Source organism: Caballeronia sp. LZ028, from assembly GCF_031451415.1.
Lineage (GTDB): Bacteria > Pseudomonadota > Gammaproteobacteria > Burkholderiales > Burkholderiaceae > Caballeronia > Caballeronia zhejiangensis.
This window is the reverse complement of sequence record NZ_JARUXN010000001.1, coordinates 2901230-2925610: the sequence shown is the minus strand read 5'-3', so window position 1 is coordinate 2925610 and position 24381 is coordinate 2901230. Positions and strand designations below refer to the sequence as shown.

General features: G+C 63.0%; 19 protein-coding genes. 17 read left to right on the top strand and 2 right to left on the bottom strand.

Annotated features, from left to right (window positions below; all coding sequences use genetic code 11):
- Window positions 1–193 precede the first annotated feature (193 nt).
- A complete protein-coding gene (locus QCE58_RS13825) occupies window positions 194–1384 on the bottom strand; it encodes a M20 aminoacylase family protein (protein WP_250481665.1) in 1191 nt (396 codons plus the stop codon).
- Window positions 1385–1544: 160 nt separating this feature from the next.
- Between QCE58_RS13825 and QCE58_RS13820 the strand changes: the two genes are divergently transcribed.
- Both QCE58_RS13820 and QCE58_RS13815 read left to right on the top strand, forming a co-directional pair.
- Window positions 1545–3626, top strand: a complete 2082-nt coding sequence (locus tag QCE58_RS13820; protein WP_309779669.1) for a molybdopterin oxidoreductase family protein — start codon at window positions 1545–1547, stop codon at window positions 3624–3626.
- Window positions 3627–3754: 128 nt separating this feature from the next.
- Window positions 3755–5428 (top strand): long-chain fatty acid--CoA ligase, encoded by a 1674-nt coding sequence (locus QCE58_RS13815; protein ID WP_008343008.1) that lies wholly within the window; start codon window positions 3755–3757, stop codon window positions 5426–5428.
- 128 nt (window positions 5429–5556) lie between these two features.
- Here the strand turns inward: QCE58_RS13815 and QCE58_RS13810 are convergent, their stop codons facing one another.
- Window positions 5557–6732 (bottom strand): porin, encoded by a 1176-nt coding sequence (locus tag QCE58_RS13810; protein WP_008343007.1) that lies wholly within the window; start codon window positions 6730–6732, stop codon window positions 5557–5559.
- A 462-nt stretch (window positions 6733–7194) separates the two neighbouring features.
- Here QCE58_RS13810 and coq7 point away from each other — a divergent pair, with 462 nt between their 5' ends.
- The 15 genes from coq7 to ftsA all read left to right on the top strand — a co-directional run bounded on the left by coq7 (window position 7195) and on the right by ftsA (window position 24331).
- Window positions 7195–7851 (top strand): 2-polyprenyl-3-methyl-6-methoxy-1,4-benzoquinone monooxygenase, encoded by a 657-nt coding sequence (gene coq7, locus QCE58_RS13805; RefSeq protein ID WP_034471434.1) that lies wholly within the window; start codon window positions 7195–7197, stop codon window positions 7849–7851.
- A 391-nt stretch (window positions 7852–8242) separates the two neighbouring features.
- Window positions 8243–8671, top strand: a complete 429-nt coding sequence (gene mraZ, locus QCE58_RS13800) for a division/cell wall cluster transcriptional repressor MraZ (protein WP_008343002.1) — start codon at window positions 8243–8245, stop codon at window positions 8669–8671.
- A gap of 28 nt (window positions 8672–8699) precedes the next feature.
- Window positions 8700–9641, top strand: a complete 942-nt coding sequence (rsmH, locus tag QCE58_RS13795; protein ID WP_008343001.1) for a 16S rRNA (cytosine(1402)-N(4))-methyltransferase RsmH — start codon at window positions 8700–8702, stop codon at window positions 9639–9641.
- Window positions 9638–9982: a cell division protein FtsL gene (gene ftsL / locus QCE58_RS13790; RefSeq protein ID WP_008342999.1), complete on the top strand. Its 345-nt coding sequence runs from the start codon at window positions 9638–9640 to the stop codon at window positions 9980–9982. The genes rsmH and ftsL overlap by 4 nt, the downstream gene beginning before the upstream one ends.
- Window positions 9979–11835 carry a penicillin-binding protein 2 gene (locus QCE58_RS13785; protein WP_034471437.1) on the top strand — a complete coding sequence of 619 codons (1857 nt, stop codon included), beginning with the start codon at window positions 9979–9981 and terminating at the stop codon, window positions 11833–11835. Before ftsL ends, QCE58_RS13785 begins: the two co-directional genes overlap by 4 nt.
- Window positions 11832–13376 carry a UDP-N-acetylmuramoyl-L-alanyl-D-glutamate--2,6-diaminopimelate ligase gene (locus QCE58_RS13780; RefSeq protein WP_034471439.1) on the top strand — a complete coding sequence of 515 codons (1545 nt, stop codon included), beginning with the start codon at window positions 11832–11834 and terminating at the stop codon, window positions 13374–13376. The genes QCE58_RS13785 and QCE58_RS13780 overlap by 4 nt, the downstream gene beginning before the upstream one ends.
- On the top strand, window positions 13373–14803 hold the full coding sequence (gene murF / locus QCE58_RS13775) for a UDP-N-acetylmuramoyl-tripeptide--D-alanyl-D-alanine ligase (protein WP_250435212.1): 1431 nt from the start codon (window positions 13373–13375) through the stop codon (window positions 14801–14803). Before QCE58_RS13780 ends, murF begins: the two co-directional genes overlap by 4 nt.
- Before the next feature lie 22 nt (window positions 14804–14825).
- Complete coding sequence (gene mraY, locus QCE58_RS13770; protein ID WP_008342993.1) at window positions 14826–15995, top strand: phospho-N-acetylmuramoyl-pentapeptide-transferase; 1170 nt, start codon at window positions 14826–14828, stop codon at window positions 15993–15995.
- 30 nt (window positions 15996–16025) lie between these two features.
- Window positions 16026–17537: a UDP-N-acetylmuramoyl-L-alanine--D-glutamate ligase gene (murD, locus tag QCE58_RS13765; protein ID WP_250481661.1), complete on the top strand. Its 1512-nt coding sequence runs from the start codon at window positions 16026–16028 to the stop codon at window positions 17535–17537.
- The gene (gene ftsW / locus QCE58_RS13760) at window positions 17534–18811 is read left to right on the top strand and encodes a putative lipid II flippase FtsW (protein WP_008342990.1); all 1278 of its coding nucleotides are present in this window, start codon (window positions 17534–17536) and stop codon (window positions 18809–18811) included. The genes murD and ftsW overlap by 4 nt, the downstream gene beginning before the upstream one ends.
- Window positions 18808–19926, top strand: coding sequence for an undecaprenyldiphospho-muramoylpentapeptide beta-N-acetylglucosaminyltransferase (gene murG, locus QCE58_RS13755; RefSeq protein WP_239295172.1), 1119 nt, complete (start codon window positions 18808–18810; stop codon window positions 19924–19926). The genes ftsW and murG overlap by 4 nt, the downstream gene beginning before the upstream one ends.
- The gene (gene murC, locus QCE58_RS13750) at window positions 19927–21321 is read left to right on the top strand and encodes a UDP-N-acetylmuramate--L-alanine ligase (RefSeq protein ID WP_034471448.1); all 1395 of its coding nucleotides are present in this window, start codon (window positions 19927–19929) and stop codon (window positions 21319–21321) included.
- Between the two features lie 22 nt (window positions 21322–21343).
- The gene (locus QCE58_RS13745; RefSeq protein ID WP_008342984.1) at window positions 21344–22285 is read left to right on the top strand and encodes a D-alanine--D-alanine ligase; all 942 of its coding nucleotides are present in this window, start codon (window positions 21344–21346) and stop codon (window positions 22283–22285) included.
- A 34-nt stretch (window positions 22286–22319) separates the two neighbouring features.
- Window positions 22320–23072: a cell division protein FtsQ/DivIB gene (locus tag QCE58_RS13740; protein WP_008342982.1), complete on the top strand. Its 753-nt coding sequence runs from the start codon at window positions 22320–22322 to the stop codon at window positions 23070–23072.
- A 26-nt stretch (window positions 23073–23098) separates the two neighbouring features.
- Window positions 23099–24331, top strand: a complete 1233-nt coding sequence (gene ftsA, locus QCE58_RS13735) for a cell division protein FtsA (protein ID WP_008342980.1) — start codon at window positions 23099–23101, stop codon at window positions 24329–24331.
- Window positions 24332–24381 lie beyond the last annotated feature (50 nt).

Genomic DNA, 24381 nt, shown 5'->3' with positions numbered 1-24381 from the left:
CCACCCCTTCCCATCCCGAACAGGACCGTGAAACGACTCCACGCCGATGATAGTGCGGATACCCGTGTGAAAGTAGGTAATCGTCAGGCTCCTCATGCTTCAAACAAAAACCCCACCCCAAAAGGTGGGGTTTTTGCGTTGGGGCGTGAAAATCTAAATCGCAATTAAGCCAGCAGAAGCGTAACGGCGACCATCAACGGGCGAGGAATTTCTCCGCCAGTCTTACCCAGTACGACGATCCGATCGATAACAAACCATCATTAAAGTCGTAGCTGGCGTTGTGCAACATGCACGGCCCCGCGCCGTGTCCTTGCTCCCGGTGCCCGCCGTCGCCGTTACCTAGAAACGCATAACATCCGGGCTTTTCGAGAAGCATGAACGAAAAGTCCTCGGCGCCCATCGTCGGCTCGACGGCGCTATCGACCTTATCCTTGCCCACCACTTCTGCCATAACTTCCGCCGCGAATCTTGCCTCTTCAGGCGAATTGATCGTCGGCGGATAGTTTCTGTGGAAATGAGTTTCCACCTCGCAGTCGTAGGCCGCTGCGGTTGCATCGGCGATTTTGCGCATGCGCGCCTCGATTAGATCGAGCGTCTCCACCGTAAAAGTACGCACAGTTCCTCCGAGCCAAGCCTGATCGGGCACCACATTGGCAGCCTGGCCAGCGTGAATCTGCGTAATGGAAAGCACGGCCGTATCGATCGGCTTCTTGCTTCGCGTGATGATGCTCTGAAGCCCGTTCGCGATCTGAACCGCCGTAAAAACGGGATCGCGCCCGTTATGTGGCAAGGCCGCGTGCGAACCGGTTCCTCGAATGGCGATGCGAAACTCGTTGCTCGAAGCCATGATCGGCCCTTCGACGACACCGAAATGCCCCGCCGGAATGCCAGGCCAGTTGTGAATGCCGAACACCGCATCGACCGGAAACCGCTTGAAAAGACCATCTTCGATCATGGCCTTCGCGCCCGCGCCGCCTTCCTCAGCCGGTTGGAAGATGAAGACGACCGTCCCATCGAATTTGCCGTGCTTGGCCAGATATTTCGCCGCGCCGAGCAGCATCGCCGTATGACCATCGTGGCCGCAGGCATGCATACGGCCGTCGTTCGTCGATCGATGTCCGAAAGTGTTCAATTCCTGAATGGGCAGTGCGTCCATATCCGCGCGCAGCCCGATCGAGGCGCTACCGGCGCCGCGCTTCAACACGCCGACGACGCCTGTCTTGCCCAATCCCCGATGCACTTGGATTCCCCAACTTTCGAGGCTCTCGGCAACCAGTTTTGCGGTGCCAACCTCTTCATAGCGCAATTCGGGATGGGCATGGATCGTTCGTCGGAGCGTCTTGATCTCGTCGTGCGATGCTTCGATTTCTGGGATCAGATTCATTTGAACTGCTCTCACGTTTGAATTCGGATTGCGCGTATTGACCGCGCCTGGTCGTTCCATTCTACGCCGCCGCTATTTGCGCCATCGGACGGTCGATCGCATAGCGGCCGTAATAGAATTCCGTCATCTGCCGCTTTTACTTCGATTTACGGACTTTCCGATGAACGCTCCAGCCGAGTTTGCCCGAGCCGTGTGCCCGCACGATTGCCCCGATACTTGCGCGATGCGCGTAACGGTCAAGGATGGAAAAGCGGTCAAAGTCAGCGGCGAACCTGATCATCCACCGACGCAAGGTGTGTTGTGCACAAAGGTCACGCGCTATGCCGAGCGTACGCATCACAAGGATCGTCTTCTGACTCCGTTGCGTCGAATCGGCAAAAAGGGCGAGGGCCGATTTGAGCCGATCGGCTGGGACGAAGCATTGCGACTCGCCGCCGAACGCCTGCAGCCTATCGCCCGGCGCGCGCCTGAAGCCATCGTTCCATACAGTTACGCGGGCACGATGGGCCTGGTGCAAGGCGAAAGCGTCGCTGCCCGATTCTTCAACGTGCTTGGCGCATCGCGACTCGAACGCACGATTTGTGCGGCCGCGGGCGCCGCCGGCCTGCGCTACACGTACGGCGCGAGCCTCGGAATGCATTCGGAGTATTACGAAGAGAGCGAGCTGATTCTGATCTGGGGCGCGAATCCGATCGCGTCGAGCCTGCACTTCTGGACGCGCGCGCAGGAGGCAAAGCGTCGTGGCGCGAAGCTGATCGCGATCGATCCGTACAAGTCGCTCACGGCGGAGAAGTGCCATCAGCACATCGCGTTGCGCCCGGGCACCGACGCCGCGCTCGCGCTCGGCATGATCGACGTGTTGATCCGCGAGAATTTCATCGATCACGAGTATGTGAGCGCGCATACCGTCGGCTTCGATGAACTTGCGGCGCGCGCGGCGCAGTATCCGGCTTCGCGCGTGGCGCAGATTTGCGGCATCGACGAAAAGGTCGTTATCGAACTCGCCCGTGCTTTCGGATCGACGAAGAAGGCCGCAATTCGCCTCAATTACGGCATGCAGCGCGTGCGCGGTGGCGGCAATGCCGTGCGGGCGATTGCTTGCTTGCCGTCGTTGACTGGCGCGTGGCGCGAGCGCGCCGGAGGCCTGCTGCTTTCGTCGTCCGGCTGGGCGCCGATCGACGGCACCGCGCTCGAGCGTCCCGATTTGCTGCCGGGCTGGCCCTCGAAGCTTCCGCGCGCGATCAACATGAACGCGATCGGCGACGCGTTGCTGCATCCGGGCGACGAAACATTCGGGCCGAAGATCGAAGCGCTGATCGTCTACAACTCGAATCCCGTTGCGGTCGCGCCCGATTCGGCGAAAGTCGAGGCGGGCTTCGCGCGCGAGGATCTGTTCACGATCGTGCTCGAACACTTCCAGACAGATACCGCCGATTACGCGGACCTCGTCTTTCCCGCGACGACGCAGCTCGAGCATCTCGACGTCCACAAGTCCTACGGGCACACGCACGTAATGGCGAATCTGCCGGCGATTCCACCCGTCGGCGAAGCGCGCCCGAACACTGAAATATTCCGCGGACTCGCAGGCGCCCTGGGCCTTACCGAGCCGGCGCTTTTCGAGACCGACGAGCAGATCGCATCGAAGGCATTCCGCTGGAACGACCCGACGCTCGAAGGTCAGAGCTGGGACACGTTGAAGGCGTCCGGCTGGCTGAAGCTCGGAATCGCGGAAGCGCCGCTGGCCGAAGGCGGGTTCCGCACCCCGTCGGGAAAATGCGAGTTCTACAGCGAGCGCCTGAAACGCGAAGGACTCGATCCGTTGCCCGATTACCTGCCGCCGTACGAGTCCGCGGACGGATCGCCGGATCTGGCGGCCCGCTATCCGCTCGCGATGATTTCGCCGCCCGCGCGCAACTTCCTGAACAGCAGTTTCGTGAACATCGAAAGTCTGCGGGCGGCGGAGCGCGAACCGCATCTCGATATTCACCCCGCCGACGCGCAAGCGCGCGCCATCGCCGATGGCGCAGTCGTGCGCATCTTCAACGATCGCGGTTCGATGCAGGCCCGCGCGCGCGTGACGGAACGCGCGCGCGAAGGCGTCGTCGTCGGCTTGTCGATCTGGTGGAAGAAGTTGTCTCCCGATGGCCGCAACGCCAATCAGGTGACGAGTCAGGCGCTGACCGACCTCGGGGGCTCGGCGACGTTTTACGACTGCCTGGTGGAAGTGGAGCCAATGCATTGACAAGCTTCGGAGCGGCGGACTCGGACGGGTTTGGTGGAAGGCGTCTAACCCGATTGTCGGAGACCGGCCGAAAAGCTAGGATCTCGTTTCCGCACGATCATTCTAAAATCATATAAAGGAGACGCCGTATGGAGAAACCCTGGCTGAAGTCTTACCCGGCCGGCGTGCCTGCGGAGATCGATCCATCCGCGTATCGGTCCGTTTCGGAGCTGCTCGAGGACAGCTTTCGCGCGAATCGCGATCGCCGCGCGTTCGTGTGCATGGGCCAGGCGATCACGTACGCCGAACTCGACGCGATGTCGAGAAAGCTGGCCGCGTGGTTCCAGAAGCGAGGAATGAAGCCGGGCGCGCGCGTCGCGCTGATGATGCCGAACGTGCTGCAGTATCCGATCGCGATCGCGGCGGTATTGCGCGCGGGTTACATTGTCGTCAATGTGAATCCGCTTTACACGCCGCGCGAACTCGAGCATCAGCTCAAGGACAGCGGCGCGGAAGCAATCGTCATTTTGGAGAATTTCGCCGGCACGTTGCAGGCGGTCGTCAAGAACACGGCGATCAAACATATCGTCGTCGCGGCGATGGGCGATCTCATGGGTTTGAAAGGGGTGCTCGTCAACTTCGTCGTGCGCAGCGTGAAGAAGATGGTGCCAGAGTGGAAACTGCCTGGCAGCGTCCGATTCAACGAAGCGCTGAGCGAAGGCGGCCGCGGCACGCTCCAGCCGGTCACCCAAAGTCCCGATGACGTCGCGTTCCTGCAGTACACCGGCGGCACGACGGGCGTCGCGAAAGGCGCGACGCTCACGCATCGCAATCTGATCGCGAACACGCTGCAGTCAGAAGTGTGGCTCGACCCGGCCCGCAAGCGCCGTCCCGACATCGATCAGTTCGTTTGCGTGGTCGCGCTGCCGCTTTATCACATCTTCGCGCTGACGGTCTGCGGCATGCTCACGATCCGTACCGGCGGCCTTGGCGTGCTGATACCGAACCCGCGAGATATCGCCGGAACCATCAAGGAACTGAAGGGCGTTCCCATCAACACATTCCCGGCCGTCAACACGCTCTACAACGCGTTGTTGAATCATCCAGACTTCAACAAGCTCGATTTCTCGAAGCTCATCGCTGCGAACGGCGGCGGGATGGCCGTGCAGGAAGCCGTCGCGAAGCGCTGGTTCGCGGCGACCGGCGTGCCGATCGTCGAGGGTTACGGCTTGTCCGAAACCTCGCCGTGCGTGACCTGCAATCCGGTGACGGCGACCGAATACACGGGCACGATCGGCTTGCCGCTTCCGTCCACGGAAATCTCCATCCGCGACGACGACAACAACGAAGTGCCGCTCGGCCAGCCCGGCGAGATCTGCATTCGCGGCCCGCAGGTGATGGCGGGCTACTGGAATCGTCCCGACGAAACCGCGAAGGTGATGACCCCCGACGGCTTCTTCCGCTCAGGCGACGTCGGCGTGCTCGATGAGCGCGGCTACGTGAAGATCGTCGATCGCAAGAAGGACATGATTCTCGTCTCCGGCTTCAACGTGTATCCGAACGAGATTGAAGATGTTGTCGCGATGCTGCCCGGCGTGTTCGAAGTTGCCGCGGTGGGCGTGAAGGATCAGGCGTCGGGCGAAGCGGTGAAGCTCTTCATCGTGCGCAAGGATGCGAGCCTGACGGAAGCGGATGTCATCGCGTACTGCAGGGAACGGCTGACCGGCTACAAGCGTCCGCGCATGATCGAGTTCCGCAACGAGTTGCCGAAGAGCAATGTCGGCAAGATCTTGCGGCGGGAATTGCGCGACGGCCGCGCGTAGCGGCTGCATCGTCCAAAACGAAAAGCCTTCGTGTCGCGAGATGCGAAGGCTTTTTTGTTGCCCGCAGCGGAACGAAAAAAAGGCGCCCGAAGGCGCCTTTCAGTGCGTACTGCTTTGTTACGACCTTATTAGAACTTGTGGCGGATACCGACAACAGCGGCAACCTGGTTCGACGTCGACGACGCCGACAGGCCGTTGATGTTCGCAACCGCAGGGCGGTTCAACGAATCCGTGCCGCTTGCGTGCTGGTAGATACCGTCGATGTACACGTCCGTGCGCTTCGACAGGAAGTAGTCCGCGCCGAGCATGCCTTGGTGGTACTTGGCATCGGCCAGGCCGTAACCCTTCGTGTAGTCATATGCCACGCCCAGCAGCAGGGCCGGGGTCAGCTGATACTTGAAGTTGATTTCGGCGTTATGGAACTTGCCCGAGCCGCCCGTGTAGCCAGCCGGGTTCAGGCCAGCGCCTGCTTCGTTGTTGACGTCCTTGAACTGCGTGTTGCTATACGTCGCGCCGATGGTGGCTGCGCCGAACGTGTAAGCACCGCCAGCCGAGATGACTTGCTGCGTCTTGGCGGATGCGAAGCCCGAGTACACGCGGCTCGACATGTTCGAAGCCGTAGGCGTCGTGGCAGCGTTGCGGCTCGTGGCGTTGTTGCCGAAGAACGAGTAGTTCGGGTCCTTGACGTTCAAGTAGCCCGCGCCCAATTGCAGCGGACCCTGCGAGTAGCCGAGACCAACCGACCAGATCTGGTTGCGGTTGAACTGGCCAGCTTGGCCGCCGAGGCTGTACAGGCCGCCGAACGTGAAGCCGGCGTAGTTCGCGCTCGTGTACTTGATCGCGTTGTTCACGCGATTCGAGTTGTTCATGTTGTCCAGGTCGCCCGGGTGCGCGCCGAAGTACGACGCCCACTGGCTACCGACTTCGAATGCGCCGGTGTAGTCAACCACGGAGTCGTACTGGCGACCCAGCGTGACCGTACCGAATTGCGTCGAGCCCAGACCGACATAAGCCTGGCGGCCGAACAGGTCGCCGCCTTGGCCCAGCTGGCCGTTGAACACGTTGAAGCCGCCTTCCAACACGAAGATGGCCTTCAGACCGCCACCGAGGTCTTCCGTGCCGCGCAGGCCCCAACGGCTACCTTGCAGGTTGCCGCTGTTCATGGAGTACAGCTTTTGGCCGTTGCTGTTGTTGTTGTACGCGAAGCCAGCGTCGATGATGCCGTACAGCGTCACACTGCTCTGCGCATGTGCGGCGCCTGCGAATGCGCCCAGTGCGGCGAGAGCGAGAAGCGACTTTTTCATTGATTGAATCTCCAAGGAGTGTTTGCGACTTTTGGCAAGGTCACTGTTCTTAGCGCCAGTGTGTTGACGGTCCCTGCCTGCTTCTTAACGAAGGTGACACGTAATGTAACAAAGAGGCTTTAACGGACAAAGGAAAAGGGGCTGGTCCGCCGGACTCATGTGACGTTTACGCAACAGGCGCTAAAATGTTGGTTTTGCAGGATATTTGCGACCCGTGTTTGCCCTAATTACCAAAACAGGTGCTTCATAAGGGGCGATCGGGCGGTCGACGGCGTCAGGTTGGTGCCATATTCGCGATCAGACTTCGAGCCTGTAATCCGGAGAAATCGCACATGCTCCGTGGCCGCTGAACGCGGTATCCGGCAAGCCCGCGCCCCTTCGGCGCCAGTCGATGTGCGCTAAAATTCGCGTTTTCCGCGAGCGTCCGCTCCGTCTGCGGACCATGAAGAGAGAGGTGACACCATGACGCTCGATGAAGTCATCAGCGAATTCGATCGAGGCTTGCGGTCCATGACGGGCGTGAGCCGCATGTCGCGTCCGATTCCTGAATCGACGATGTCGCCTCTGGACGCGACCGGCGATGTCCTCTCGGAACAATCGCAACTCACCGAAGAAGAACGCGCCCATTCGGCCGGACTGATGCGCGTGAATCACGTTGGCGAAGTCTGCGCGCAAGCGCTTTATCAGGCGCAGAAGCTCGCCACAAGCTCGCCTGAGCTCAAGGCCAGTTTCGAGCGAGCGGCGCGTGAAGAGGAAGACCATCTCGCGTGGACATCGACGCGGCTGAAAGATCTGGAATCGCGGCCGAGCCTGCTGAACCCGTTGTGGTACGCGGGTGCGCTGGCGATCGGTTTCGTCGCGGGGCGCTTCGGCGATCGCGCGAGTCTCGGCTTCATGGCCGAAACCGAGCGTCAGGTCGAGCAGCATCTCGATGGCCACATGAAGACCTTGCCCGTCAACGATCACGCATCCCGCGCGATCGTCGAGCAAATGCGTCTCGATGAAAGCGCGCACGCCGCAGCAGCCATCGGCGCTGGTGGGAGCGAGGTTCCGTTTCCGGTGCGCGCGTTGATGCGCGCAGCTTCCAAAGTCATGACGCGCACGGCCTATTACATATAGTGTGACAAAGCCTCGTTCGCTCGCTTGCCGGGTCGAGCGAGGCATTCGCCGCCGAAACTCATCATCGAATCAAAAAACGGCTGTAAGAACCGTTACATTTCCCTCATTTCGCCTGCTCTTTTCACGTACTACCTTCACATCCCGCACTAGCTCTCTAATTCATAACGGTTTTCTCTTTTGCCGTTACTTCAAGCTCCTGCGCTAAGTCCTTGTTCTAGCAAATAAAAAGCACTCGAAAAAAAGGTACGCGTCTTGACCGAGGAAATGCGTTCCTCTAAAGTGGGAGACAGTGTGAGAAAGTGGTCTTTTGTGTGATTCACAACCCATTTTCGAGCAAAACTGGAGAGGGACGGGCGTCGTGGTGGGCGTCCGAAAACGGGGAGAAGGGCGAGTGTTCCAAGGGGCGTCGGCGCTGACGCTCGATGCGAAAGGGCGGATGTCGGTTCCGTCGCGCTATCGGGAAGCGCTGCAAGGGCAGGCAGAAGGCCGGGTGACGCTCACGAAGAGCCCGGATGGATGCCTGTTGCTCTTTCCCCGCCCGGAGTGGGAAGTCTTCCGCGCCAAGGTCGCCGCGCTTCCGATGGAAGCCATGTGGTGGCGGCGCATCTTTCTCGGTAATGCAATGGATGTCGAACTCGACGGCAACGGGCGCGTGCTGGTCTCGCCCGAGCTGCGCGCTGCCGCGTCGCTGGAAAAAGAAGTGACGCTGCTCGGCATGGGCGCGCACTTCGAGTTGTGGGACTCGCAGACTTACGCGGCGAAGGAAGCTGCGGCCATGGCGCAGGGCATGCCCGACGCGCTGAAAAACTTCACTTTCTGACGCGGCGCTGAACAACATGGCTCCTGCGATGGGAAATGAACTGCAGCATCGCACGGTGCTGCTGAAGGAAGCGGTAGACGGGCTGCTCACGCGCGCGGACGGCATCTATATAGATGGCACTTTCGGGCGCGGCGGTCATAGCCGGGCGATTTTGCAGCGACTGGGTGACGCGGGGCGGCTGATCGCCTTCGACAAGGATCCTCTCGCGATCGCCACGGCGCAACAGATTCAGGATTCGCGCTTTTCGATCGTGCACGACAGCTTCGCGGCGTTGCGCGACGCGGCGAGCGAGCGCGGAGTAGGGCGGGTGTCGGGCGTGTTGCTGGACCTAGGCGTGTCGTCGCCGCAGGTGGACGACCCGGAGCGCGGCTTCAGCTTCCGCGCAGAAGGTCCGCTCGACATGAGGATGGACCCGACTCGGGGCGAGTCGGCGGCAGAGTGGCTCGCGCGTGCCACGGTGCAGGAAATCACGGAGGTCATCAGAGATTATGGGGAAGAACGGTTTGCTTTTCAGATTGCAAAGGCGCTTGTTGCTCGCCGGGCAGAGTCCGACCGTCTTGGGCCTCTCGACAGCACGCGCGAGCTTGCCGAAATCGTGGGTCACGTCGTCAAAACCCGTGAAAAGGGCAAGGACCCGGCAACTCGCACCTTTCAGGCTATACGGATTCACGTCAATCAAGAGCTTGCGGAGCTGCAGGTAGTACTCGAATCGGCATTGGCATTGTTGGAGCAAGGGGGGCGGCTGGTCGTGATCAGCTTTCATTCACTCGAAGACCGGATCGTCAAGCGGTTCATGCAGGCGCACGCGAGCGCGCCGGCGGTGGACCGTCGTTTGCCGATCCGCGCGGTCGATCTTCCCAGCCCGCCGCTGCGCGTGGTCGGCCGCGTGTTTCCGAGTGATGCCGAAGTCGCCGATAACCCGCGCGCCCGTTCCGCGGTGATGCGTATCGCCGAGCGGATCGCGCCATGAATCGCCTCAATATCTTCCTGCTCATCATCGTGCTCGGGTGCGCGCTGTCGGTCGTCAGCTCCACCAATCAGCAGCGGGAGATTTTCATCGACTTGCAAAGGGCGCAATCACAAGAGCGTCAACTGCAACAGGATTACGCGCAGTTGCAGTACCAGCAGAGCGCGTTGTCGAAGACATCGCGCATCGAGCAGTTGGCCACCAACTCACTGAAAATGCAGCCCGTGACGACCGGCCGAACGCAATATCTCACCTACGACACGGCCGCCAACAAGGCCGCCGACGCACCCATGCCGCCGCCGCTGCCGGCGTCGGCGCCGCCTGCACGCGGAGCCAAGCGATGAAAAAGTCCGCGAAGCAGAAAGACATCGCTCACACGCCGAATCCGCTTCTCGCCGTGCGCCTGCCCATGTGGCGCTCGAAGCTCGTCGTGTTCCTGCTATTCATGGCGTTCGTCGCGCTGGCCGGGCGCGCGTTCTGGATTCAGGGCCCGGGCAACGCGTTCTTCAAGAAACAGGGCGAAAGCCGCTATCAGCGCACGCTCGAAATGCCTGCGACGCGCGGGCAGATCCGCGACCGTAACGGCCTCGTGCTCGCAACGAGTTTGCCGGTGAAGGCCATCTGGGCGATTCCCGAAGCCGTGCCGAACGATCTCGGCGCGGACAAATTCGCGCAATTGTCCAAACTTCTCGAAATGCCGGAAAAAGAGCTTCGCGCGAAGCTCTCGATGGACAAGACCTTCGTCTATGTGAAGCGCCAAGTGCCGCTCGAAGTCGCGCAGAAGGTCGCCGCGCTCGACATTCCCGGCATCTATTCGCGCGGCGAATACAAGCGCTTCTATCCGGAAGGCGAAATCACCGCGCACCTGATCGGCTTTACTAACATTGAAGACAAGGGACAGGAAGGCGTCGAACTCGGCGACCAGAACGTCCTCGCCGGCACGCCGGGCATGCGCCGCGTCATCAAGGACCGCATGGGCCATATCGTCGAGGACGTCGACGAGCAAGTCGTGCCGCACAACGGCGCGGACGTCGAACTTTCGATCGACAGCAAGATTCAGTACATCGCGTACACGAACCTGAAGGCCGCCGTCGAGAAGACGAAGGCGAAGGCCGGCGCGGCAATGGTCATCGACGTGAAGACGGGCGAAGTGCTCGCGCTCGTCAACTATCCCACGTACAACCCGAACGATCGTTCGCGGATGACCGGCGAGCAGTTGCGCAACCGCATTCTCACGGACACCTTCGAGCCGGGCTCGATCATGAAGCCGTTCACCGTTTCGCTCGCGCTCGATCTGCATCGGGTGACGCCGAATACGCTCGTCGAAACGGGCGGCGGCGTGTTCGTGCTCGACGGCGCCCGCATTACGGACGATTCTGGCTTCGGCACGCTCACCGTCGGCGGCGTGATTCAGAAGTCGAGCAATATCGGCGCGACCAAAATTGCGATGCAATTGCGTCCCGAGGAAATGTGGAACATGTACACGAGCATCGGGCTCGGTCAGGCGCCGAAAGTCGGTTTTCCGGGCGCCGTGACCGGGCGTCTGCGCCCGTGGAAGAGCTGGCGACGCATCGAGCAGGCGACGATGTCGTACGGCTACGGCCTGTCCGTGTCGCTGTTCCAGCTCGGGCGCGCGTACACGGCCATCGCGAACGACGGCAAGATCCTGCCGGTCTCGATTTTCCGCACGGCGGGCGATCAGCCGCCGCTCGGTCAGCAAGTGTTTTCGCCGACTACCGCGCGCGAAGTGCGTGCGATGCTCGAAACCGTCGTGTCGAAGGGCGGCACGTCGCCGGATGCGGCGGTGGCCGGCTATCGCGTCGGCGGCAAATCGGGCACGGCGTACAAGCATGCGGGCCACGGCTACGACCATTCGAAGTACCGGGCATCGTTCGTCGGCATGGCGCCGATGCCGAATCCGCGCATCGTCGTGGCCGTATCGGTGGATGAACCGACGGTCGGCAGCCACTTCGGCGGTCAGGTGTCGGGTCCGGTGTTCTCGGGCATCGTCGGCGATACCTTGCGCGCGCTGAACGTGCCGCCCGATATGCCAGTGAAGCAAATGGTCGTGACGGACGATCCGAACTCCGCCACGCAAGCGGCCGCCAAGCAGCCGGCGAATACGAACAACGCGAATACCGCGAAGAAATTCGCGGTGTCGAGCAATACGAAGACGCACCCGGGAGTCGTGCGATGAGCGCGCAAACCCGACAGAGCAAGATGCAAAAGGACGTATCACAAGCCGTTCAATGGCTGCGCGCCCACGCGCAGCCCGAGGCGCAATTGCACGCCGACACGCGCTCGCTCAAAAGCGGCGACGTGTTTCTAGCCTATGCGGTCGACGGCGCGGACAACCGTCCGTATCTCGACGCCGCGCTCGCCGCAGGCGCGGCTGCGGCGCTCTATCAGCCGGAGAATTTCGCGGGCAAGCCGGACGCGTCGAAGACGCTCGCCGTGAAGGCGCTGAACGAACTCGCGGGCCCGATCGCATCCGCGTGGTACGGCGAGCCGACCGCGTCGATGCTTACCGTCGGCGTGACGGGCACGAACGGCAAGACTTCGTGCAGCCAATGGATCGCGACTGCGCTCTCCGCGCTCGGCCGTCCGTGCGCGATCGTCGGCACGCTCGGCATCGGCATGCCGGGCAAACTGGTGCATAGCGGCTTCACCACGCCCGACGCGCCGCAGCTTCAGCGCAATCTTGCGCAATTGAAAGCTCAGGGCGCGGAAGGCGTCGCGATGGAAGTGTCGTCGCATGCGCTGCATCAGGGGCGCGTGAACGGCGTCGATTTCGATATCGCCATCTTCACGAATCTCACGCAGGATCATCTCGACTACCACGGCACGTTCGAGGCGTACGAAGCGGCAAAGGCGCGTCTTTTCGCGTGGCCGTCGCTGAAGACGGCAATCGTCAATCGCGACGATGCGGCCGGTCAGCGTCTGATCGAATCGCTGCGCGGCAAGGTGCGGACGATTGCCTACGGCGTCGAGATGCCCACCGATGCCGCGCCGAGCGCCGACGCGTTCCTGCTCGCAACGCAAGTCCGCGCGACTGCGACCGGCACTGCGTTTCATCTGTCGTCGGACTGGGGCGAAGCCGATGTCGAAGTCGGCACGCTCGGCACGTTCAACGTGAGCAATCTGCTTTCCGTGCTCGGCGTGCTGCTCGAAGTGGGCGTGCCGTTCGATGCCGCCATCGCGCGCATCGAAAAGCTCGAATCGGTCAACGGCCGCATGGAGCGTCTCGGCGGACGCATTCAGAGCGACGAGCCGCTCGTCGTGATCGACTACGCGCACACGCCCGACGCGCTCGACAAGACCCTCACCGCGCTGCGCCCGATCGCCGAGGCGCGCGGCGGCGAGCTCGTCTGCATGTTCGGCTGCGGCGGCGACCGCGACGCCACCAAGCGTCCGCTGATGGGCGAAATCGCCGAACGCCTCGCGGATCAGGTCGTCATCACGAGCGACAACCCGCGCAGCGAAGATCCCGTCGCGATCATCGATCAAATCGCCGCCGGCATGAGCGAAGCCGCGAAGGCGCGCCGCGTCGAAGACCGCGCGAGCGCGATTCTGCAAGCAATACGAAGTGCGGCGCGCGAGGACGTCGTCGTGCTCGCCGGAAAAGGGCACGAAGCCACGCAGGAAATCATGGGCAAGAAGCGCGCGTTCTCGGATCAGGATCACGCGCGTCTCGCGCTGGCCGCACGCGCCACACAACAACGCGGAGGCGGCGAATGACGATGTTCACTTTGCGCGAAGCCGCCGCGATGATTCCCGGCGCCGTCCTTAAGGGCGATGCGGGTATCGCCATCGCGCGCGTCGTCACGGACAGCCGCGGCGTGCAGGCCGGCGATCTGTTCGTCGCGGTGAAGGGCGATCGCTTCGATGCGCATGATTTCCTCGATCAGGTGGCGAAGAGCGGCGCGGCTGCTGCGCTCGTGTCACGCGACCCGAGCAACTCCGGTGCCTGGCCACTTCCGGTCATCAAGGTAAAGGACACGCGCGCGGCGCTCGGTGCGTTGGCGCACGGCTGGCGCAAGCGCTTCACGATGCCGCTCGTCGCGGTCACGGGCAGCAACGGCAAGACGACGGTCAAGGAGATGATCGCGTCGATCTTCGCGGCTGCGGTCGGCGAGGAAGCGCGCCTCGCGACGGCGGGCAACTTCAATAACGACATCGGCTTGCCGCTCACGCTGTTTCGTCTGAAGGCGTCGCACAAGCTCGCGGTCGTCGAACTGGGCATGAATCATCCGGGCGAAACCGAAGTGCTCGGCAAGATCGCCGCGCCGGATGTCGCCGTCGTCAACAACGCGCAGCGCGAGCATCAGGAATTCATGGCGACGGTCGAAGCGGTCGCGCTCGAGCACGCATCGGTCATTCATGCGCTAGGCGATACCGGCACGGCCGTGTTTCCCGCCGACGACCAGTACGCCGTCTTCTGGCGCACGGCCGCGACCGGCAACGCGATCATCGATTTCGCGCTGACCGCCGATGCATCGCAGGCCGCCGTCACCGGTACGCTCGAAGGCACGACGGTCCACATGCAAACGCCGCAGGGCGCGGTCGACATCGCGCTGAACGTGCTCGGCGAACACAACGCGCGCAACGCAATGGCGGCGACCGCGGCAGCGCTTGCCGCAGGCGTTTCGCTCGATGTCATCAAGCGCGGTCTCGAAGCGTTCGAGCCGGTTAAAGGCCGCTTGCAGGTGAAGCGCGCGATGCTCGGCGCGCTCGCCGGCGCGACCGTCATCGACGACACGTACAACTCGAATCCCGATTCGATGCGCGCCGCGATCGACGTGCTCGCATCGCAGGCAACGCCCCGCGTGCTCGTGATGGGCGACATGGGCGAAGTCGGAGAGGAAGGTCCGGCGTTTCATCGCGAAGTCGGCGCGTATGCGGCGGAGTGCGGCATCGATGCGCTCTTCGCGCTCGGCGCCGCGAGCGTCGATTCGGTGAACGCATTCAACGCGGCCGCATCGAAGCAAACCGCGCAGCATTTCGCCGATGTCCGCGAACTGCTCACCGCGCTCGAACAGGCAGGCTACGGCAACAAGGCCACGTATCTCGCGAAAGGCTCGCGCTTCATGAAGATGGAGCGCGTGGTGGATGCCTTGACGAGTCCACAACAACCCGCAGCGGGCCATGCGCCCGCTGCACATTGATTCACTGAAGAGAAGGACCAGCATGCTACTCGCACTCGCGCAATGGCTTCAGAATGACGCCAGCTTCATGCGCGTGTTCACCTACATCACGTTCCGCGCGGTGGGCGCCACGGCAACGGCGCTTCTGATCGGTCTCGTCTGCGGCCCGTGGGTCATCCGCAAGCTGACCTTGCTCAAGGTCGGCCAGGCCGTGCGCAAGGACGGCCCGCAGACGCATCTCGTGAAGTCCGGCACGCCGACGATGGGCGGCGTGCTGATCCTCATCGGCATTGCCATTTCCACGTTGCTGTGGGCCGATCTCACGAACCGTTTTGTGTGGATCGTGATGCTCGTCACGTTCGGCTATGGCGTGATCGGCTGGGTGGACGACTATCGGAAGGTCGTGCACAAGGATCCGCGCGGCATGTCGTCGCGCGAGAAGTATTTCTGGCAATCGGTGATCGGCCTGTTCGCGGCGGTGTATCTCGCGTTTTCCGTGTCCGAAGCGAACAACGCGCGCGTGTTCGATCTCTTCATGGCGTGGGTGCGCAGCGGCCTCTCGATGGGCCTGCCCGCGCGCGCCGACCTGATGCTGCCGTTCCTCAAATCGATCACGTATCCGCTCGGCGTGTGGGGCTTCATCGCGATGACCTACTTCGTCATCGTCGGGTCGAGCAACGCCGTGAATCTCACCGACGGCCTCGACGGCCTCGTCATCATGCCGGTCGTGCTGGTCGGCGCGTCGCTCGGCGCGTTCGCGTATGTGATGGGCTCGTCGGTCTATTCGAAGTACCTGCTGTTCCCGCACATTCCCGGAGCGGGCGAGCTTTTGATCTTTTGTTCCGCAATGGGTGGCGCCGGTCTCGCGTTTCTCTGGTACAACACGCACCCCGCGCAGGTCTTCATGGGCGATGTCGGCGCGCTCGCGCTCGGCGGCGCGCTCGGCACGATCGCGGTGATCGTTCGTCAGGAAGTCGTGCTGTTCATCATGGGCGGCGTGTTCGTCGCGGAAACGCTTTCCGTGATGCTGCAGGTCTTCTGGTTCAAGTTCACGAAGCGCCGTTATGGCGAAGGCCGCCGTTTCTTCAAGATGGCGCCGCTGCATCACCATTACGAGCTGTCCGGCTGGACCGAGACGCAAGTCGTGGTGCGCTTCTGGATCATCACGTTGATGTTGTGCCTGTTCGGTCTGTCGACGTTGAAGTTGCGTTGATTCATTCAAGTTTCGGTAAAAGGTAAAGCGATGTTTGGCGAGAAGTTTGTCGGTCGGCAAAGTCCGATGGTGCTCGTGCTTGGGCTGGGTGAATCCGGTCTGGCGATGGCGCGCTGGTGCGCCAGGCACGGTTGCCGCCTGCGGATCGCCGACACGCGCGAAGCGCCGCCGAATCTCTCCGAACTCGCGATCCACAACATCGATGCGGATTTCGTCGGCGGCGCGTTCACGCCCGCGTTGCTCGATGGCGGCATCGAACTCGTCGCGATCAGCCCGGGGCTGTCGCCGCTCGCGGATGACCTCGCGCCGCTGATCGCTGCAGCGAAAGAACGCGGCATTCCCGTCTGGGGCGAACTCGAACTGTTCGCGCAGGCGCTCGCCGGACTCGGCGCGAACGGCTATGCGCCTAAAGTCATCGCGATCACGGGCACGAACGGCAAGACCACCACGACCGCGCTCACCGGCCTCTTGTGCGAGCGCGCGGGCAAGTCGGTCGCGGTCGCGGGCAACATCAGCCCGGCGATGCTCGACAAGCTGACCGAAGCCATCGACCAGACCGCGCTGCCCGATGTCTGGGTGCTCGAACTGTCGAGTTTCCAGCTCGAAACCGCGCATACGTTCGCACCGGATGCCGCCGCGGTGCTGAACATCACGCAGGATCATCTCGACTGGCACGGCGGCCTCGACGCCTACGCCGCCGCGAAAGGGCGCATCTTCGGCCCGGCCACGACGCGCGTGCTGAACCGCGACGACAGCCGCGTCATGAAGCTCGCGGCGAACGTCGCGCAACATCGCGTCGTGACGTTCGGACTGAACGAGCCGCTGAATGTCGGCGACTACGGTTTGCTGCGCGATAACGGCATGCAGTGGCTCGTCGTTGGCATCGATCAGGACGCGTCGGAAGAGACTGCGACTTCGCGTCGCCGCAAGAAGGACGAGGCCGAGCCGAACCTCGTTTCCAAGCGTCTGATGCCCGTCGACGCGCTGCGCATCCGCGGTCTGCACAACGCGGCGAACGCGCTCGCAGCGCTGGCGCTGGCTCGCGCGATCGATCTGCCGCTCGCGGCGCTTTTGCACGGCTTGCGCGAGTATCGCGGCGAGCCGCATCGCGTCGAAGTGATCGCGCAGATCGACGGCGTCGATTATGTCGATGACAGCAAAGGCACGAACGTCGGCGCGACGGTCGCCGCGCTCGACGGCCTCGCGCAACGCGTCGTGCTGATCGCCGGCGGCGACGGCAAGGGCCAGGACTTTTCGCCGCTCGAAGCGCCGGTCGCACGCTGGGCGCGCGCCGTGATGCTGATCGGCCGCGACGCGGCACGCATCCGCGAAACGCTGGCATCGACGAATGTCGAATTGCAGGATCACGCGACGCTCGAGGAAGCGACGAACGCCGCCGCGAAAATCGCGGAAGCCGGCGACGCCGTGCTGCTTTCGCCCGCGTGCGCGAGCCTCGACATGTTCAAGAACTACGCACATCGCGCCGACGTGTTTCGCGGCGCGGTCGAAGATATCGCCGCCGCGCGGGGAGTGATGCTATGAGCTGGTCGGAACGCTTCGGATCGAAACTCACCGGACAGCGCAACGCCATGCCCGGCGACTCGCTCGCGGGCCGCTCGAATTCGGGCACGCGCGGCGGCATTTCGAGCGCGGTCAACGGCGTGCGCCCGGCGCGCTCGCGCATGCTCGACTACGACTATTCGCTGTTGTGGGTGATGATCTCGCTGCTCGGCCTGGGCATCGTGATGGTGTACTCGGCGTCGATCGCGATGCCGGATTCGCCCAAGTACGCGAGCTATCGCGACTATCACTTCCTCGTGCGTCACCTCGTTTCGATCACGACGGCGCTCGTCGGCGCGACCATCGCGTTCAAGATTCCGATCAAGACGTGGGAAAAGTACGCGCCGAAGCTTTTTCTCGTCGCGCTGGCGATGCTCATCATCGTGCTGATTCCGCACGTCGGCAAAGGCGTGAACGGCGCGCGCCGCTGGATTCCGCTCGGCATCACGAACATGCAGCCGTCGGAGATCATGAAGCTCGCGGTGACGATCTACGCTGCGAACTACACCGTGCGCAAGCAGGAATTCATGCACAGCTTCGGCAAGGGCTTTCTGCCGATGGCGGTCGCGGTCGGCGCGGTCGGTGCGCTCTTGCTGCTCGAGCCTGACATGGGCGCGTTCATGGTGATCGCCGCGATCGCGATGGGCGTGCTGTTTCTCGGCGGCGTCAACGGCAAGCTGTTCGGCGGCCTCGTGCTGACGGCGGTGGGCACGTTCACGATGCTCGTGTGGCTGTCGCCGTGGCGTCGCGAGCGGATCTTCGCGTACCTCGATCCGTGGGACGACCGTTACGCGCAAGGCAAGGCGTATCAATTGACGCACTCGCTGATTGCGTTCGGGCGCGGCGAGTGGTTCGGCGTCGGCTTGGGCGGCAGCGTCGAGAAGCTGAACTATCTGCCGGAAGCGCATACCGACTTCATTCTCGCGGTGATCGGCGAGGAGCTCGGTTTCGTCGGCGTGATCTGCGTGATCCTGCTGTTCTACTGGATCGTGCGCCGCGCGTTCGAGATCGGCCGTCAGGCGCTTGCGCTCGATCGCACGTTCGCCGGTCTGATGGCGAAGGGCGTCGGCATCTGGTTCGGCGCGCAGACGTTCATCAACATGGGCGTGAATCTCGGTCTTCTGCCGACCAAGGGTCTCACGCTGCCGCTCGTCTCCTACGGCGGCTCGGGCATTTTGCTGAACTGCGTCGCGCTGGCGGTGTTGCTGCGCGTCGACTACGAAAATCGCGTCTTGATGCGCGGAGGAAAAGTATGACCGCGCAACGCGACCGCACCTTGATGGTGATGGCGGGCGGCACCGGGGGCCACGTGTTCCCGGGGCTCGCGGTCGCGCACTGGATGCAGGCGCACGGTTGGCGCGTCGTGTGGCTCGGCAATGCGAGCGGCATGGAAGCGACGCTCGTGCCGAAGCACGGCATTCCGATGGAATACGTGCGCTTCGGCGGCGTGCGCGGCAAGGGCGTCAAGACCAAGCTGATGTTGCCGGTGAATCTGCTGCGCGCATGTTCGCAAAGCCTCGCCGCGCTGCGCCGCGTGAAGCCGGACGTCGTGCTCGGCATGGGCGGCTATATCACGTTTCCGGCGGGCATCATGACGAAGCTCGCGGGCTGCCCGCTCGTGCTGCACGAACAGAACTCCATCGCGGGGCTCGCGAACAAGGTGCTCGCGCATCTCGCAAAGCGCGTGCTCGTCGCGTTTCCCAATGCTCTGCCGAATGCAGAATGGACCGGTAATCCGATCCGTGCGGAACTAACGAGCGCATTGCCACCCAAAGAACGCTACGCCGCGCGTTCGGGACGCCTGAACGTGCTCGTCGTCGGAGGCAGTCTCGGCGCTGCCGCGCTCAACGAAACCGTGCCCAAGGCGCTCGCGATGCTCGCATCGGAAGAGCGCCCGCGCATCGTGCATCAGGCGGGCGCGAAGCATATCGAAGCACTGGAAGCGAACTACGCGGCTGCGGGTCTCACGCGCGGTGAAGACCTGCAACTCGTGCCGTTCATCGAAGACATGGCGAGCGCGTATGCATCGGCGGATCTCGTCATCTGCCGGTCGGGCGCGATGACCGTCTCGGAAATCGCCGCGGTCGGCGTGGCGGCGCTCTTCGTGCCGTTCCCGTTCGCCGTCGACGATCACCAGACGACCAACGGCGCGTTCCTCGCGAAGAACGGCGCGGCTGAACTGATACAACAACGCGATCTGTCGGCGCAAAAGCTCGCCGACTGGTTACGCGTACAGACGCGCGACACGCTCGCGGCTATGGCCGAGCGCTCGCGCGCGCTGGCGAAACCGGACGCGACCGAAAAAGTCGCGAGCATTTGCGCCGACGTGGCCGGCGCGCGTTTCGACGCGCAAGCTCGGGAGGCACACTAAATGAAGCACATCGTCAAACATATACATTTCGTCGGGATCGGCGGCGCGGGCATGAGCGGGATCGCCGAAGTGCTGCTCAATCTCGGCTATCACGTGAGCGGATCCGATCTTTCGAACGGCGCGGTCACCGAGCGTCTGCGTGCGCTTGGCGCGCGCGTCGAGATCGGTCATCACGAGCAGAACATCGAAGGCGCGAATGCGGTGGTCGTTTCGACGGCCGTGCGTCCCGACAATCCAGAAGTGCTCGCGGCGCGGCATCGCCGCGTGCCGATCGTGCCGCGGGCCGTGATGCTCGCGGAACTCATGCGCCTGAAGCAGGGCATCGCCATCGCCGGCACGCACGGCAAAACGACGACGACTTCGCTCGTCGCGAGCGTGCTGGCGGCGGGCGGGCTCGATCCGACCTTCGTCATCGGCGGGCGGCTGAACAGCGCGGGCGCGAACGCGCGTCTCGGCACGGGCGATTTCATCGTCGCTGAAGCCGATGAGTCGGACGCTTCGTTCCTGAATCTTTTCCCGGTGATCGAAGTCATCACGAACATCGACGCCGATCACATGGACACCTACGGCCACGACTTCGCGCGGCTCAAGCAGGCGTTCATCGAGTTCACGCATCGGCTGCCGTTTTACGGCATTGCCGTGCTATGTGTCGACGATCCGAACGTCCGCGAAATCCTGCCGTTCGTGTCGAAGCCGATCATCCGCTACGGTCTCGGCGCGGAAGCGCAAGTGCGCGCGGTGAACGTCGAGGCGCGCGACGGCCGCATGCATTTCACGACGCTGCGTGAAGACGCGCCGTCGCTCGACATCGTGCTGAATCTGCCGGGCACGCATAACGTGCAGAACGCGCTCGCGGCAATCGCGATCGCGACTGAACTCGAAGTCGCGGATGCCGATATCCAGCGTGCGCTCGCTGAATTCAACGGCGTAGGCCGTCGCTTCCAGCGTTACGGCGAAGTGAGCGCGGCGAGCGGCGAAGGCGCGTACACGCTCATCGACGACTACGGTCATCACCCGGTCGAAATGGCCGCGACGATCGCGGCGGCGCGCGGCGCGTTTCCGGGGCGGCGTCTCGTGCTCGCGTTCCAGCCGCATCGCTATACGCGCACGCGCGACTGTTTCGAGGATTTCGTGAAGGTGCTGTCGACGGTCGACGCCCTCGTGCTCACCGATGTCTACGCCGCCGGCGAAGCGCCCATCGTGGCCGCCGACGGCCGGGCGCTCGCGCGTGCGATCCGCGTCGCGGGCAAGGTGGAGCCGGTGTTCGTCGAGACGATCGACGAAGTGCCCGACGCGGTGACGACCATCGCGCGCAACGGCGACGTGGTGATCGCCATGGGCGCGGGTTCCATCGGCGGCGTATGCGGCAAGCTGGCTAACCCCCAGCCTCAGTAAGAGCAAGACCATGAGCAATCAAGTGAATCAAATCGATCCGAAAGTCTTCGGCAAAGTCGCGGTGCTGCTCGGTGGCAATTCCGCCGAACGCGAGGTCTCGCTCAATTCCGGGCGCCTCGTGCTCGAAGGCTTGCGCGAGGCGGGCATCGACGCGCACGCGTTCGATCCGGCGCGGCATCCGCTTTCGGATCTGAAGGCGCAAGGCTTCGTGCGCGCGTTCATCGCGCTGCATGGCGGTTACGGCGAGAACGGGCAACTGCAGGGCGCGCTCGATTTCTACGGCATCCGCTATACGGGCAGCGGCGTGCTCGGCTCGGCGCTCGGCATGGACAAGCTGCGCACGAAGCTCGTGTGGCAGCAGACCGGCATTCCCACGCCGCCGTTCGAAACCGTCTTTCGCGGCGAAGACTACGCGGCGCGCGCGCAGGACATCATCGCGAAGCTCGGGCTGCCGCTCTTCGTCAAGCCGGCGAGCGAAGGATCGAGCGTCGCGGTCATCAAGGTGAAGAGCGCGGAAACGCTCGTGCCCGCGCTCGAAGAAGCGGTGAATTACGACAAGATCGTGATCGTCGAGAAGAGCATCGAGGGCGGCGGCGAATTTACGTGCTGCATCGCGGGCGATCTCGACTTGCCGGTCATCAAGATCGTGCCGGCGGGCGAGTTCTACGACTATCACGCGAAGTACGTCGCGGACGACACGCAATACCTGATTCCGTGCGGCCTGACCGAAGCCGAAGAAACGCGCATGAAGCAGCTGACGAAGCGCGCGTTCGAGATTCTCGGCTGCACCGACTGGGGCCGCGCCGACTTCATGCTCGACTCGGACGGCAACCCGTATTTCCTCGAGGTGAACACGGCGCCCGGCATGACCGATCACTCGCTGCCGCCGAAAGCCGCGCGCGCGGTCGGCATCAGCTACAAGGATCTCGTCGTGAAAGTGCTGTCGCTCACGCTGAAGAACTAGGTCGATCACACACAGGACACGAACAAGCGAAACCATGTGGAACAACGTTCGCCAACTCAACCTCGCCGCCAACGGGCTGCACGTCGTGCTCGTGCTGCTGCTTCTCGGCGCCGCGGGGTACTGGGCGATCCAGCGTCCCGAGTTTCGCCTGCGCGAGATTCAGATCGACGGGGATACGGCGCACATCAGCTCGCCGGTCGTGCGGGCAAGCGTGATCGGTCATCTGAAGGGCAACTACTTCACGGTCGATCTCGATGCGGCGCGCGCCGCGTTCGAGCAGGTGCCGTGGGTGCGCCACGCGAGCGTGCGCCGCGTATGGCCGAACGCGCTCGCGGTGACGCTCGAGGAATACAAGCCGCTCGGCACGTGGGGGAACGATCAACTGGTGAGCGTGGACGGCGATCTCTTCACCGCGAATCAGGGCGAACTCGACGACGATCTGCCAGCGTTCGACGGCCCCGAGGGCACGGCGAAGGAAGTGGTCGCGCGGTATCACGATTTCGAGAAGTGGTTCGCGCCGCTCGACGCGAAGCCGGAAGAAGTCACGCTGTCGCCGCGCTTCGCGTGGACGGTCAAGCTGTCGAACGGCACGCAGGTCGAACTCGGACGCGAGCGTAATCAGGACACGCTGAACGACCGTTGCAAGCGTTTCGTCGCGTCGTGGCCGTCCGTCACGGGACGCTGGGGGAAGGACATCGAATATGCGGATTTGCGGTACCCGAACGGCTTTGCCATACGAGCCGCGAACATGCGCTTCATCAACGACACCGACAAGGCCAAGAAGTAAGCAGACATCACAGGCATGAGCACGCTATGAGCAAAGACTACAAAGACCTGCTGGTTTCCCTCGACATCGGAACGTCGAAGGTGGTCGCGATCGTCGCCGAATTGAAGGGCGAAGGCCACTACGAGGTAATCGGACTCGGTCAGAGCGACTCGAAGGGGTTGAAGAAGGGCGTCGTGGTCAATATCGAGGCCACGGTGCAATCCATCCAGCGCGCGCTCGAAGAAGCCGAACTGATGGCGGATTGCAAGATCACAAACGTATTCACCGGGATCGCGGGCAGCCATATCCGCAGCTTCAATTCGAGCGGGATGGTCGCGATCAAGGACAAGGAGGTCACGCAGGCGGATGTCGCGCGCGTGATCGAAACGGCCAAGGCGATCAACATCCCGACCGATCAGCAGGTGCTGCATATCCTCACCCAGGAATTCATCATCGACGGGCAAGAGGATGTGCGCGAGCCGATCGGCATGAGCGGCATCCGCCTCGAAGTGAAGGTGCACATCGTGACGGGCGCGGTGAGCGCGGCGCAGAACATCGTGAAGTGCGTGCGCCGCTGCGGCCTCGAAGTGAACGACCTCATTCTGCAGCCGCTCGCGTCGTCGCTTGCGGTGCTGACCGAGGACGAGAAGGAACTGGGCGTGGTGCTCGTCGATATCGGCGGCGGCACGACGGACATCGCCATCTTCAGCGAAGGCGCGATCCGACATACGGCGGTGATTCCCATCGCGGGCGATCAGATCACGAGCGACGTCGCGATGGCGCTGCGCACGCCGACGCCGGATGCGGAAGACATCAAGGTGAGCTACGGCATCGCGAAGCAGGCGCTCGCTGATCCGGACGAAATGATCGAAGTGCCGGGGCTGGGCGAGCGCGGTCCGCGCACGCTGTCGCGGCAGGCGCTGGCGGCGGTCGTGGAGCCGCGCGTCGAAGAGCTGTTCTCGCTGGTGCAGCAGGTCGTGCGCGAGTCGGGCTATGAAGAACTGCTGTCGAGCGGCGTCGTGCTGACCGGCGGCGCGGCGATGATGCCCGGCATGGTCGAGCTCGGCGAAGACATCTTCCTGAAACCGGTGCGCATCGGCGTGCCGGAATACGCGGGCGGCCTTGCCGATGTCGTGCGCAATCCGCGCTATTCGACGGCAATGGGCCTGCTCGCCGAAGGACGCTCGCAACGCATGCGCGGCCGCAAGGTCGCGGTACAGAACGGTTCGATGGGACAAGTCTTCTCGCGGATGAAAGACTGGTTCCTCGGGAATTTCTAAGCAATACGCAACACGCAACAAAAAGAATTTCGCGCCGGTACCGGCGGCTG